Below are 13,116 nucleotides of genomic sequence, written 5' to 3'. Positions count from 1 at the left end.
TAAAGTGAGTTTTCGCCATGAAAATCGCAACAGCTTTATTAACATCTGCTCTTTTCACTACAGCTGTTTCAGCTGAAGCTATCAATACTCCAGCCCCTACTGCGGGTGTACAAGCATTTTTAAACGTACTCAATTCGGGTAACGGTAAACCAATGGAATTGATGACTCCAACCGAAGCTCGTCAAGTTTTAATCGGTGCACAAAAAGGAGCAAAACTTCCACCAGCACAAGTTTCAGAGAAAACAATTCAAATAAATGGTCAAAGCATTCAGCTAAAAATTGTTAAACCAGAAAATGCTAAAGGGGTTCTTCCTGTATTTATGTTCTTCCATGGTGGCGGTTGGGTGTTAGGCGACTTTGCTACTCATGAACGCTTAATTCGTGATTTAGTTCGTGAGTCTGGCGCGGCGGCTGTATACGTTAACTATACGCCTTCTCCAGAAGCTCACTTCCCTGTAGCAATTAATCAGTCATATGAAGCAACCAAATGGGTCGCTAAACATGGTAAAGAAATTGGTGTTGATGGTAGCCGTCTAGCTTTAGTAGGTAATAGTGTTGGTGGCAACATGGTTGCTGCTGTTGCCCTTCAGATTAAACAATCTGGTGGTCCAAAAGTACGTTACAACGTAATGTTATGGCCTGTTACCAATGCTGGTTTTGACGATGCTTCTTACAATCAGTATGAAAAAGGATACTTCCTGACTAAGAACATGATGAAATGGTTCTGGGACAACTACACAACCAATGCCAATGATCGCAATAATATTTTGGCATCACCACTACGTGCGACAAGTGAACAGTTAAAAGACTTCCCACCAACATTAATTCAAACAGCTGAATTAGATGTATTACGTGATGAGGGTGAAGCTTTTGGCCGTAACTTAGATAAAGCTGGTGTTCCAGTGACTGTAACTCGTTATAACGGTTTGATTCATGACTATGGTCTGTTAAATCCGTTAAGCAATGAACCATCTGTGAAAACTGCATTATCACAAGCTGGATCTGAACTTCAAAAGCATTTGAAATAAAGCTTTAAGACAGTACTAGTAATGTAAGTCTAATAAAGAAAGCATGATTAAAAAAATCATGCTTTCTTGCTTTTTAGGTTCTTTAATAGACTTAATGTAAAGGCATTTTTTCAAACGATCCTTGTTGAGCACCAAGCTCGGAACGTACTACCTGTAACTCAAAGCCCTGTCTGTCTAACTCAGCTCTTTTACTTTTATCAGTTAAAGAAACAACGATACTCACCAAAAATGCGAGTGGCATAGAAAACAAAGCTGGATTATCAAATGGAAATATTGCTTTTTCATGGCCTAGTACACCAACCCAAACTGTCGGTGATAAAACCACAAAGGCAATTGCCGAAATGATTCCAACAAACCCACCAAATATAGCGCCGCGGGTGGTTAAATCTTTCCAGTACATAGAAAGGATAAGTACAGGAAAGTTAGCGGAAGCAGCAATACCAAATGTAAGTCCCATTAAAAAAGCGATGTTCATTTTTTCAAATAAAATTCCACATGCTATAGCAATCACACCTAGAACCATCACTGAAAGTCGAGATACAACCATTTCCTGCTTTTCAGTTGCCTTGCCTTTTTTAATCACTTTTTGAAATAAATCATGCGAAATCGCAGAAGCTCCAGCAAGTGCCAAGCCAGCTACAACGGCTAAAATCGTTGCAAATGCTACAGCAGATAAGAAACCTAGCAATAAATTTCCACCAAGGGCTTTTGCTAGGTGCATCGCAACCATGTTACTGCCACCAATTAAATCTCCACCGAGTTGCCCATCTACAAAATATTGAGGATTAGTGCCTACTATGGCGATTGAAGCTAAACCTAAAATACAAACCACAATAAAGAAGTAACCAATATAACCAGAAGCATAAAAGACTGAACGGCGCGCTTCAGCAGCATTTGGAACTGTAAAAAAGCGCATAAGAATATGTGGTAAACCTGCTAAACCAAAGATCAATCCAATAGACATAGAGAGTGTATTAATCGGATTGGATAGCATTGGACCTGGTTCTAACACCTTTTGTCCTAATTTATGTGCATTTACGGCGGCCTCAGCCATATTATTTAAACTAAAACCAAATGCTTTAAATGCCAGAAATACTAGAACTGTTCCACCAAAGAGCAAAAGAATAGCTTTAACTATTTGTATCCATGTGGTTGCAAGCATTCCTCCAAAAATGACATACACCAGCATTAGACAACCGACCAGCATGACGGCAATTTTATAATCTAGACCAAACAGTAATTTAATGAGCTGACCAGCACCCACCATTTGCAAAATTAAGTAGCAACATACAACAATAAGTGAACCGCAGGTTGCCAAAATACGGGTGCGCTGCGGATCTAATCGATACGAAACAATATCCGCAAAAGTATATTTACCGAGGTTTCTTAGCCGTTCAGCCATTAAGAAAGTTAAAATCGGCCAGCAAACAAAAAAGCCCGTTACATAGATAAAACCATCATAACCTTTGAAGAAGACCATACTTGAAATACCAAGTAAGGTTGAAGCAGACATATAGTCTCCGGCAATTGCTAAGCCATTTTGCTTAGCTGAAATAGCATTGCCCGCTGTATAAAAATCTTCTTTCGATACTGTTTTCTTTGCAGCTTTAAAAGTAATAAATAATGAAAGGCCGACTACACACGCAAACATGATAATTGCGGTCCAATTTCTTGGCTCAGTTTGGGCAGCCCAAACAGCAGGACTGAGTAAAGTCAGAAGAGTAAAAGTAATATATTTATTCATAGTGATATTCCTTTCTTAGTTTTTCTTTTTGTTTGTCAAAGTATTGATTTGTAATAAATATATATAAGCCCGTTATGACCCAGCTCGATACAATGACTATTGCAGCAATCGGTAAACCAATTGGGACTTTGCTTGCTTCTAGTGGCATTGCAAGCAATTCAGGGCGAAAGGTGGCGGTTCCTATAAAAATAAAGTAAATGCTGAGCACAATTAGACTTAAAAAAACAGCGAATCGATTTCTCTGCTTTACCATCTTTTTAAATTTCATATCTAAAACGATATTTGCTTCCTGAGGATAGTTCATATAAAAATTCCTTTTTTATGTTGATCATTATTTACATTCAGCAAAAGCACTATTGGTAAAATAGTCGTGATAACGTTCTCTCAATATTTTTTTACTGATTTTTCCAGTGGGCGTATGCGGTATTTCTTCAACCAATATGGTTGCAGATGGAATGGCCCATTTATGTAATTTGGATGATAGAAAAACCACAATTTCAGAATGTTCAATTTTTTCTTGTGGAGACTTTGGCACCAATATTAAAAGTGGGCGTTCTCCCCATTTCGGATGATTGGCGGCAATAACAGCGGCTTCTGCAACTTTTTCATATCCCATCGCTGCATTTTCGACTTCAACACTACTGACCCACTCTCCTCCTGACTTGATCATATCTTTGGCGCGGTCTGTAATATGCATATATCCATATTCATCTATGCATGCGATATCTCCTGTATCAAACCATTTGTCCTCTTCTACTGCTTTGGTTTGATTGATATATTGCTTGGCAATTGTATGGCCACGTACTTCTAAAATGCCTTCATTCACACCATCGTGAGGAAGCAATTGATGATTTTCATCACGCAATCTCATTTGAACGCCGAAGATAGGTTTGCCGCATTTAATTGATTGGGTTTCGATATTATTTTTGATTTGATCTACTCGATTACAGACTGCCATTGAACTGGTTTCAGTCATTCCCCAAGCATTTTCAACAGAAATTCCATAATGGCTCAAAGACTCAATAAGCGAATATGGCGCAGCTGAACCACCAGATATTGCCCTTTTTAAACTGACTGACGAAATATGGTGGTCTTCAAGATAATTTTTAAAAGAATTCCAGATGGTTGGAACAGCCATAGAAATATCGACGTGTTCTGATTGGATCAGATTAAAAATTTTCTCAGTTTGACCCGCAAATGAATGAGGCCAAACGATTTTTGCCCCCGATAAAACCGCATTAAATGGCATTCCCCAAGCGCTAATATGATAAAGCGGAACCAAAGGCATAATACAGCTATCATGCGTTAAGCCAATCGCATTTGGCATAGCGAGTATTAATGCATGCAATACGGTACTACGATGTGAGTAAAGAACACCTTTAGGGTCACCTGTTGTTCCCGATGTATAGCAAAGACCACTCGCACGTTCTTCAGGGATATCTGGCCAATCATAATAAGACTGCTCTGGAGCAATGAGTTCTTCATAAAAGACAAAATCAAATTGTGCTTTTAAATTTTTATTCGGATCACCAAGCACAATAAAATGTTTTATGACTTGCTTTATATTGTCATAAATAGAATCAACTAATGCCAAACAATCTGGTTCAATAATGAGCACTTCATCTTGAGCAGAATTGATAATTTGAATGAGCTGTTCAGGTGCCAATTTAGGATTAATTGTATGGTAAATTCTTCCCGTACATGGAATAGCATAATGCAATTCAAAATGCTGATATGAGTTCCATGCCATCGTCCCGACTTTAGCATCAGAACTTATATTTAATCGGTCTAGCGCATTGGCAAACTGAGCTACACGTTCGAAAGCATCTTTATATGTATATCGATGTTTAGTTATCCCATCTGCTTTCAAAGTCACAATTTCTTGATCTGCGTAAACTGTCAAAGCATGTTGCATTATTGAAGTAATGTTTAAATTACAATGCATCATTAATCCATTCGTCATTCTTATTTCCTCACACAATTTAGCAACTGATTCAGATGCTTATATGAGTCAATGCAACTATGATGCCAAATTATTTTAGTATTATTTTCAATAACTTATTTAATTTTATTATTTTTCTTTTTTGAAAAAATTTCAATTTTGAAATTAGTGATTTATGAGTTTCATTCTACGCCATAAAGTCGTTCGACTAATTCCAAGTTTTTGTGCAGCAAGATCTAAATCACCATCTACTTCTGCAAGCGTTTGTTCAATCAAACTCAACTCTTGATTAACCTTTACTTCTTTTAATAAAGGTTGCGCCGTGTGGTGATTTTGAGATTGAAATAGCTCGGGTAACTGTTGCTTTAAAAATTCTGGAGTTAAAATTTCACGATCAAGCTGTAATAGCACATTGATTCTTTCCACAATATTTTCAAGTTCGCGGATATTGCCCGGCCAAAAATAGTGTAAAAAAGCCTTCTGTAAAATACTTGGCAAATCATCCAAAGATTTTTTATATTTCTCCAGAAAGGAATTTGCTAAATACAAGATATCTTCTTTTCGTTCTTTTAAAGACGGCGTGTACACTCTTAAAATATTTAAGCGATAGTAGAGATCTGCCCGAAAGCTTCCATTTTGTACTAACTCTTCTAAGTCTGCATGAGTTGCAGCAATCACACGTATATCCAAATGATGACTTACTACTGAACCTAAGCGGTTAATTTGTCTTTCTTGTAAAACTCGTAAAAATCTAGTTTGTAGATGTAATGGCATATCTCCAATTTCATCTAAAAAAAGCGTACCCGTATGAGCAGCTTCAATTAGACCAATACGCCCATTTTTCTTCGCTCCAGTAAAGGCACCTTCTTCATAACCAAATAATTCGCTTTCTAACAAGCTTTCTGGGAAAGAAGCACAATTGATTGCAACAAATGGCGCTTTATAACGGCTGCTATGATTATGAATACTTTGTGCTAAAACTTCTTTACCTGTACCACTTTCACCAGTAATGAGAATGGTACTATCGGTTTTTGCATATGCTTTGGATAACTTAATGATTTGTTGAAAATTGGGATTTTGCGTCAAGATCTGGTCAAAGGTGTATCTTGTATTAAAATTCTTTGATGAAACCTTTCTAAACTGACTATTAGACTGCTCTAATGCATTTAGTTCCTGCACTCTTAAGATATAGCCATCTATGTAGTCATTTTTTAATTTGGAAATATATACAGCAAGTTTTAAATTTTTAAATTGAACGAGTTGATGACTATTTTCTTGATCGATATCAAAGTTTAGACCTTCAAAAATTTCGAGTGCTGATTTGTTTAAAACGTCTGAAGAGTCTTTTTCAAGTAACGAACTCATTGAATTATTAATTAAAGAAATCTTTTTTTGCTTTGTAATAAAACAAATGCCTTCATTTAAGTGATTAAAGATCTCGGTTAAACGTAAGGTTGAATACTGTTCTCTACGAATCTTTTCAAGGGTACGTAAGGCATTTTGCAGAAGGTCTTTTAAAGACGGCACACTAATCGCCAAATGTCCGACTAGATTTTCATTCAGAGCTAACTCTACCGCAACAGGCGAACCAATAATGGCATCAAAACCTTGATTTTTAATTAAATGAATTGTTTTTTTAGCATCTAAATATGAGTCATAGTTAAATTGTTGTATATCTAAAGCAAAAATATCAGAGTAGTTCTCAAGATCGACTGTGGACGTATTACCCACTAAAGCAATTCGCTTATATTGTTTTAAGTTTGATATGGCTTGAATGACATCAAAAGTACCAGTTCGAATGACCTGTATATCAATGTTTAATTTCTTCTGTAGAAAACTCGCGGTCGCTCCCGTACATAGAAGAATCTGACAGCCATTTTCTACTAAGCTTTGAGCAACATCTTGTACATCTGAAATATGACATTCCACCAAATCAATTTCGTTCGACTCTACTTCACTAATCGCCTGCTCAACCAAAGATCGAAAACCATTAATATTAGGTTTTTTAATATAGGTGACCAAAATATTAATTGGTTTTCGATTAAGCATTTTTTACTCCATTAAAAAACGTTTTATATAGGCGCAGCACTATGACCGCCATCGACTTTAATTTCGATACCTGTTATGCCTTGACCCGCTTGCGAAGCAAGTAACAGTAAAGGTCCATTTAAGTCATCAAATTCTACAAACTTCCTTGTTGGAATTTTCTTTAAAAGCTGTTGTCCAGATTCACCAGTTAAATATTCTTCATTAATTTCTGTAATCATATAGCCTGGCGCGATAGCATTTACATTTATACCAAATCTAGCCAGTTCTACTGCCATAACTTCTGTTAAATGGCGTAATCCAGCCTTCGATGCACAGTATGGGCTAACACCAAGGTTGGTAGACTGAGACAGAATTGACGTAATGTTGATGATCGATCCTTTACGATCAGCCTTAATCATATGCTGCACAACTTCTTGTGCACATTGCCAAGGGGCTTTAAGGTTAGTATCTACAATCTTATCCCAATCTTCATCGTTATAGTCTAAGAAACGCTTGGTATCACTCACGCCAGCATTATTGATTAAAACATCTACTGTGACTCCTTCAGCTTCTAGTGAGGTAAGCATATCTTTCACAGCGGAACGATCATTTACATCTAATGCAAAGGTATAAACTTGTACGCCATATTCATTTTTTATATGCGATTCTAATTCTTTCAATCGCTCTAACCGTCTGGCACAAATAACGATATTGGCACCTTCTTTTGCAAATAATTGAGCTATGTGATGCCCCAAACCACTTGAAGCACCCGTAATTAAAATATATTTATCTTTTACATCAAAAATATTCATTCTCTTATCCCTACTATTACAACTGCTTCCCTAATAGTTTTTTGGCTATGCTCATGCGGTGAACTTCATTCGCGCCATCATAAATTCTGAAACCACGAGCATCTTTAAAAATCTTGCAGACTACTGATTCATCTGTCATGGCCTGTCCACCTAAAATCTGAACTGATCGATCCACCACACGCCAGATACCTTCAGAGCTGATCACTTTGACTAGGCTCGACTCATAATTTCCTTTCTCACCCAAGTCTAAAACCTGTGCACAATAGTGAACGGCTAATCGAGTTGTTAAAATATCCATTTCACTGTCGGCAAGCATAAAACCAACGCCTTGATGATCTCCTAATCTCTTACCAAAAGATTGGCGTTCTCGCGCATATTGAGTAGCAATATCATGTGCTCTCCTTGCTTGCCCCAACCATCTCATACAATGTGTTAAACGTGCTGGTGCAAGGCGAACTTGAGCATATTTAAAGCCTTTACCAATTTCACCCAAAACATTTTCTTTAGGTATACGTAAATTCTCAAAGCGTAAAATGCCGTGTCCCCCTGAAAAGCATGAGTCCATAGCATTCATATTTTTTTCTAATATAAAGCCTTCAACATTGGTGTCTGTTAGGAACATTGAAGCGGAGCCATCTTCCATTTTTGCCATAATAATCGCAACGCTTGCTCCATCGGCTCCTGTAATTAACCATTTATGGCCATTAATAATATAGTCATCGCCATCTTCAGTTGCTGTTGTTTGAAGCATGGAGGGATCCGAGCCAGCACCTGGTGCCGGTTCCGTCATGGCAAAGCACGATCTAATTTCTCCAGTTACCAGTTTTCTTAGCCATCTTTCTTTTTGCGCATCGTTTGCAACAGCATCTAAAAGATGAATATTTCCTTCATCTGGTGCATGAATATTTAAAGCGATTGGACCTAAAGCAGAATATCCCGCTTCTTCGAAAGCTACAGCCTTTTGCAGATGCGACCATCCAAGCCCTCCCATTTCTTGACTTGCATGGGGAGTTAGCAGCCCCCAATGACGCGCGCGACTCACCAATTCTTGGCGTAAAGCTTCACTAGGGCCATGGCTATCTTGACGTGGGTCACTTTCTAATGGAATCACCTCTTGGTGAATAAATTCTCTAACTTTCTGTTGTAGTTCTAATAATTCATTAGATAGTGTGATCATGAGCTGAGCTCCTTTAATTTAAAGCCTTGAGTCGCAATATAAGTTTCATACACATCATCCATAGCGCTATTAAATAGCTCATTTTTAATCAGATTGTACGGCGTGAAATTTTGAAGCTTGATTCGTTTGCTTATTACCCTTTGATTTTCAATTGTTAGATCAAGAATATTTAAGCAACCATAATCTTGTTCCTGCGAATAAACATCTTTGAAGTCATGTCCATATACCCAATTAATGAGTATTCGATTTACAATATCGTGTGAAGAAATCAGGATATTTTGGTCTTTGTCTGCTGTTAAAATCATGTTTTCAAACCATGTCAGTACACGAGTAATAAATAGCGACCAACTTTCGCCTTGTACAAATAATTCAAGATTATTTTTATGGAACTGATAGGCCTTTTTGATTTCCAGTTCAGCACGATCCAACGAAATTTCTCTTAAACGTCCCGCTCTAATCTCTCGAATATCATCAAATGACTGAATGTCTGTATGTTCGTTTTGATAGCGCTTCAAAATTTCGGCTGTCTGAATCGAACGAGGCATGGTAGATGAGTAAATTTTTTCAAAACTAACATCTTGTAGTTGATGAGCAAGTTGTTGTATTTGCTCTATTCCTCGTTCGGATAACTGCGCAAACTTAGGATTAATCGGGTTCTTATCTGCATCAAAATATGAAACGTGCCCATGTCGAACCAAATAAATTCGTAACCGATATTTATCCATGTTGAGCTGCCTTTGGTTCAGTAATTTTTAAGTCTTCCGAATTAAGTGCTTTTAATATCTCAAATGTTTGATCCGATTGTTTACCTTCACGGATATCGCTAATAAACAATTGAATTGCCTCATCAACATCTTTGATTGGGAAAGAGAAATAATCTTGCACAATGCCTGAACGATGCGATGTAGAAATATCCTTTTGCAAAATATAAGCCTGTAAAATTTCCAAGCTTCTCATGAGCATTAACAAGTTATATTTTTGACTGCCCGATTGCGGTAAAAGCTCATTCTTAATCACGGCTTGGCTAGCTTTAATCAGGTCAACTATTTTTTGCTCGCTCATTCTTTTTCTCCCAATATTTCCAAGATATTTTTTTCAAGGCGGGGAACTAAAAATTCCGTTAAGGCTAATTCGAGTGATGGAATATCCATTTCCTTGTTTCTGTCAGACTGCTGCATCGCTATAATTGCCCATCGAACATGAGACAGTACATGCCAAAACTTCATTTCAAATTCAGGGATATAAATATCGGAAATTTCAGCGTAAGCTTTCGCAAAGTCCTTATATGAACCTATTCCCCCCGCTATATTTTCATCTTGACCAAAACGCCAACATTTAGAGGTAAACCACCCAAGGTCTTCTCTACGATCACCCCATTGAGTAAATTCCCAATCTAAAATTCCTGAAATTTGATCGTCATTAACCATGATGTTACCAATGCGGTAATCACCATGGACTAGTACCAAATCATCGACTTTTGGAAGATTGTTAAACATCCATTGAATAGCGTACTCAAGGATTGGACGCTGTCTTTTTAAGTGATCCAGCTGTTCTAGAAAACCAGTAAGCTTTTTTTCTAAATATTGATCTTTATCTGGCTTAGGAAGTAGTTTCTCTAATACTTCATCTGATTGAATGGCATGAATTAAGGCAAGTTGCTTACCAATGTCTTGAGTAATTTTTTTGCGTTTTTCTTCTTCTGTAATTCGAACTAATTTATGGCCTTCTGTTACACCATCAATTTTTTTCATAATGAAGAAATCACTATTTAAAAAGTTAGGTGACTTCTCGAAATAAAGTGGTTCTGGCACTTTAATGCCAAAGTGATATAACCGATCTAAAAGTAAAAATTCTTGCTCACGATCTGAACTGGCCTCTACACTAGATTCAGCATTTTTACGCAGTACTAATGCAAAATCTTCAGATTGAACTAGCCAATTTTCTTGGATAGCTCCACCACTCATTTTTTTTAACTGAATTTCATGAGGGATTAGCCCTAGATTCTGCTGCAATATTCCACTCAATTGCAGTATATGATTTGCATTCATTATTTACTCCTTGTAGCTAATCCTACTGGAGCAAATTATATGCCACTATTTTTATATTTAAATTCAATAACTTAAAAATTCACTACTGTTTCAAATATGAAATCTATTTCATATTTGAAATTTCTTATTTTAAAACTCATCATTTTGCCATTCATCGGCGATTTTTGAAAAAACCTTGACCTTAAACCTTACTTTAAGCATAGGATGCTCAATAGGTAAATATGAGGAGCCTACAATGCCTAAAGTTTGGAGTTTTCAACGTTGGTTCATTGCCATTTTTATGGCTTTTCTATCAGTAAGTTATGCAAATGCATCTGATCAAGTACAAAATCAAGAAACGGCTAAAAGCAAAGGTAAAATTTTAGTCGTCATGACAAATCATTCAGCCTATCCGACTCGTTCAGATAAAACTGGCTTATGGCTTACTGAATTAACTCATTTTTATGATGTCGCTAAAGATGCTGGCTATGATATGGATTTTGTCAGTCCTCAAGGTGGAGTTGTCCCACTTGATGAACGTAGTATGAAGCCTATTTACGTTGATAAATCAGCTCGAAAACTTTTAGCTGATCGTCAGTTTATGTATCGCTTAAACCACACTTTGGCACCAAGCAGTATCGATCCAACGCGCTATAAAGCAATTTATTATACGGGTGGACATGGAACAATGTGGGACTTCCCAGATAATAAAGAACTCAAAAATATTAGTGAAAGCATTTATCGCCAAGGTGGTATCGTTTCAGCGGTTTGTCATGGCGTGGGAGGCTTATTACCTTTGGTAGATGAAGATGGTAAACCACTCATTTCAGGTAGAACTGTTACTGGGTTCGCGAATAAAGAAGAAACTTTATCTGGAATTAAATCTCAAGTTCCATTTTCCTTACAGAATAGCTTAATTAACCACGGCGCTAAATATAAACAAGGCTTTCTTCCATTTACTTCATATGTAGTATCGGATGACAGAATCATTACTGGACAAAACCCTCAATCTAGTAAAGAAATTGCTGAAGCTGTAGTTAAACGCTTAAGTACACTTAAGTAATTTAGTAAAATAGTTTAAAAGTAAGAGAACTAGAATTTTATATTCTGGTTCTCTTTTTTAATGCATAAAAAATCATATCTTTTATTTTGTAATATTCTAATTTTCTTTTTAATAAAATCTAAAATAATGATAAAAATGCTTGACCTTAAACCTTACTTTAATCTTAGCATTAATACATGGTCTATAGGAGGAACATATCAATGTTCAACAAGCTTAATCTACCTCGAACAGTTACTGCGTTATCCGTAAGTTTATTATTGAGTTTTTCAGCTCAAGCGGTTGAGACTAACTCAAGTTCTGTACAACAACCATCGAACTCAAGTAGTTCACAGGAAACAACTGTTGTAGAGTTTGGGCCCTATAAAGTTAATGTTCCAAAAGGTGGCTATTACGATCGTTTTCGTATGAATCCAAATCTAGACGAGGTTGCAAAAGATCCTGCAGCTGGAAATATTGATTATTTCCGTACTATTCCCAAAAAGCTTGTAGATACTAGAGTGGGTAAAGTATGGTCTCCGAATTTTTATTACCGTACTAGTAATATCCAACTCTTGATGCTTGCTCCAATTTCTAAAGTAAAAGCAAAACTCCCTGCTCCACTTGAACCATTACAACCTATCCCAGGCTATGGTTTGGTTTCATTAACATTCTTCTCTTATGCAGTCGGTGATGTCGACCCATATGATGAAGTTTCGGTTGCTGTGGTCGTACGCCAACCTGGTGCTCATCACTTCAATACCACAGAATTATTGAGTTCAATGCGTAACCATAAATATTATGGTCATGTACTCGCATTACCAGTAAATACAGAAATTGCTCGTGTTCGTGGTGTGTATGGTTACCAATTACCAAAATGGTTAACACCTATTGATATGAAAATTGGTGATAAATCAGTTCAAGCTCATATTTATAATACTGATGGAAAACCTGATTTAAGTATAGCTGCACCATTGCCAGAAATTAAAACTGTGAAACCACAATCTCATATTGAAACAAAAACCATGTATCAATTGGTAGATGGGAAATGGCACAGCACTTCTGTAGAGTCTAATACTTTGGCATTTGGACAAAAGCTTTTTCCAAAGAACGTTCAAATTGTAAAAAGTGGTGGACCGCTGAGTAAATTACTTGATGAACTAGGAACCAATAAAGTTCTACGTTTTGATGTAGTGAAAGATGCACAATTGGCATTAAATATGCCTGTTCCATATCCATCACTCGATAAATCGACAGCTAAAAAATAATTTTAAATAGCCCTTTCTACTTATTATAAGAAGAAAGGGCTACGATTATTT

12 protein-coding genes are annotated in these 13,116 nt (G+C 36.8%); 3 read left to right on the top strand and 9 right to left on the bottom strand.

Going from position 1 to position 13,116, the window contains the following annotated elements:
• Positions 1 to 17 precede the first annotated feature (17 nt).
• Positions 18 to 1,028, top strand: a complete 1,011-nt coding sequence (locus OD757_RS17875; RefSeq protein ID WP_057075129.1) for an alpha/beta hydrolase — start codon at positions 18 to 20, stop codon at positions 1,026 to 1,028.
• Between the two features lie 91 nt (positions 1,029 to 1,119).
• On the opposite strand, the gene actP is transcribed toward OD757_RS17875, so the two are convergent.
• From actP to OD757_RS17830, 9 genes are all read right to left on the bottom strand, one after another.
• Entirely contained in the window at positions 1,120 to 2,772 is a 1,653-nt protein-coding gene (actP, locus tag OD757_RS17870; RefSeq protein ID WP_263032716.1) for a cation/acetate symporter ActP, read from the bottom strand.
• The gene (locus tag OD757_RS17865) at positions 2,765 to 3,076 is read right to left on the bottom strand and encodes a DUF485 domain-containing protein (RefSeq protein WP_263032715.1); all 312 of its coding nucleotides are present in this window, start codon (positions 3,074 to 3,076) and stop codon (positions 2,765 to 2,767) included. Before OD757_RS17865 ends, actP begins: the two co-directional genes overlap by 8 nt.
• 27 nt (positions 3,077 to 3,103) lie before the next feature.
• The gene (locus OD757_RS17860) at positions 3,104 to 4,735 is read right to left on the bottom strand and encodes a long-chain-fatty-acid--CoA ligase (protein WP_263032714.1); all 1,632 of its coding nucleotides are present in this window, start codon (positions 4,733 to 4,735) and stop codon (positions 3,104 to 3,106) included.
• A 144-nt stretch (positions 4,736 to 4,879) separates the two neighbouring features.
• The gene (locus OD757_RS17855; protein WP_263032713.1) at positions 4,880 to 6,763 is read right to left on the bottom strand and encodes a sigma 54-interacting transcriptional regulator; all 1,884 of its coding nucleotides are present in this window, start codon (positions 6,761 to 6,763) and stop codon (positions 4,880 to 4,882) included.
• A gap of 23 nt (positions 6,764 to 6,786) precedes the next feature.
• Complete coding sequence (locus OD757_RS17850) at positions 6,787 to 7,554, bottom strand: SDR family NAD(P)-dependent oxidoreductase (protein WP_263032712.1); 768 nt, start codon at positions 7,552 to 7,554, stop codon at positions 6,787 to 6,789.
• Between the two features lie 16 nt (positions 7,555 to 7,570).
• A complete protein-coding gene (locus tag OD757_RS17845; RefSeq protein ID WP_263032711.1) occupies positions 7,571 to 8,731 on the bottom strand; it encodes an acyl-CoA dehydrogenase family protein in 1,161 nt (386 codons plus the stop codon).
• Positions 8,728 to 9,456, bottom strand: a complete 729-nt coding sequence (locus tag OD757_RS17840) for a histidine phosphatase family protein (protein WP_263032710.1) — start codon at positions 9,454 to 9,456, stop codon at positions 8,728 to 8,730. The genes OD757_RS17845 and OD757_RS17840 overlap by 4 nt, the downstream gene beginning before the upstream one ends.
• The gene (locus OD757_RS17835) at positions 9,449 to 9,793 is read right to left on the bottom strand and encodes a hypothetical protein (RefSeq protein ID WP_263032709.1); all 345 of its coding nucleotides are present in this window, start codon (positions 9,791 to 9,793) and stop codon (positions 9,449 to 9,451) included. Before OD757_RS17835 ends, OD757_RS17840 begins: the two co-directional genes overlap by 8 nt.
• Positions 9,790 to 10,779, bottom strand: coding sequence for a phosphotransferase family protein (locus OD757_RS17830; RefSeq protein ID WP_263032708.1), 990 nt, complete (start codon positions 10,777 to 10,779; stop codon positions 9,790 to 9,792). The genes OD757_RS17835 and OD757_RS17830 overlap by 4 nt, the downstream gene beginning before the upstream one ends.
• A gap of 235 nt (positions 10,780 to 11,014) precedes the next feature.
• On the opposite strand from OD757_RS17830, the gene OD757_RS17825 reads away from it, so the two are divergent.
• Positions 11,015 to 11,821, top strand: a complete 807-nt coding sequence (locus OD757_RS17825; protein WP_263032707.1) for a type 1 glutamine amidotransferase domain-containing protein — start codon at positions 11,015 to 11,017, stop codon at positions 11,819 to 11,821.
• Between the two features lie 200 nt (positions 11,822 to 12,021).
• A complete protein-coding gene (locus OD757_RS17820) occupies positions 12,022 to 13,065 on the top strand; it encodes an acetoacetate decarboxylase (protein ID WP_263032706.1) in 1,044 nt (347 codons plus the stop codon).
• The last annotated feature ends 51 nt before the right edge of the window (positions 13,066 to 13,116 follow it).

Origin of the sequence: Acinetobacter sp. AYS6 (assembly GCF_025630795.1) — a bacterium.
In the GTDB taxonomy this organism is placed as follows: domain Bacteria; phylum Pseudomonadota; class Gammaproteobacteria; order Pseudomonadales; family Moraxellaceae; genus Acinetobacter.
Note: the sequence above shows the minus strand (reverse complement) of the source record. Positions and strands in the feature narration are given on the sequence as shown.

Bases quoted from the DNA above. Each gene is read 5' to 3' on its own strand.
- OD757_RS17830 (WP_263032708.1), bottom strand. From the start codon at position 10,779: ATGAATGCAAATCATATACTGCAATTGAGTGGAATATTGCAGCAGAAT.
- OD757_RS17835 (WP_263032709.1), bottom strand. From the start codon at position 9,793: ATGAGCGAGCAAAAAATAGTTGACCTGATTAAAGCTAGCCAAGCCGTG.
- OD757_RS17865 (WP_263032715.1), bottom strand. From the start codon at position 3,076: ATGAACTATCCTCAGGAAGCAAATATCGTTTTAGATATGAAATTTAAA.
- OD757_RS17825 (WP_263032707.1), top strand. From the start codon at position 11,015: ATGCCTAAAGTTTGGAGTTTTCAACGTTGGTTCATTGCCATTTTTATG.
- OD757_RS17860 (WP_263032714.1), bottom strand. From the start codon at position 4,735: ATGACGAATGGATTAATGATGCATTGTAATTTAAACATTACTTCAATA.
- OD757_RS17845 (WP_263032711.1), bottom strand. From the start codon at position 8,731: ATGATCACACTATCTAATGAATTATTAGAACTACAACAGAAAGTTAGA.
- OD757_RS17840 (WP_263032710.1), bottom strand. From the start codon at position 9,456: ATGGATAAATATCGGTTACGAATTTATTTGGTTCGACATGGGCACGTT.
- OD757_RS17875 (WP_057075129.1), top strand. From the start codon at position 18: ATGAAAATCGCAACAGCTTTATTAACATCTGCTCTTTTCACTACAGCT.
- OD757_RS17820 (WP_263032706.1), top strand. From the start codon at position 12,022: ATGTTCAACAAGCTTAATCTACCTCGAACAGTTACTGCGTTATCCGTA.
- OD757_RS17855 (WP_263032713.1), bottom strand. From the start codon at position 6,763: ATGCTTAATCGAAAACCAATTAATATTTTGGTCACCTATATTAAAAAA.
- OD757_RS17850 (WP_263032712.1), bottom strand. From the start codon at position 7,554: ATGAATATTTTTGATGTAAAAGATAAATATATTTTAATTACGGGTGCT.
- actP (WP_263032716.1), bottom strand. From the start codon at position 2,772: ATGAATAAATATATTACTTTTACTCTTCTGACTTTACTCAGTCCTGCT.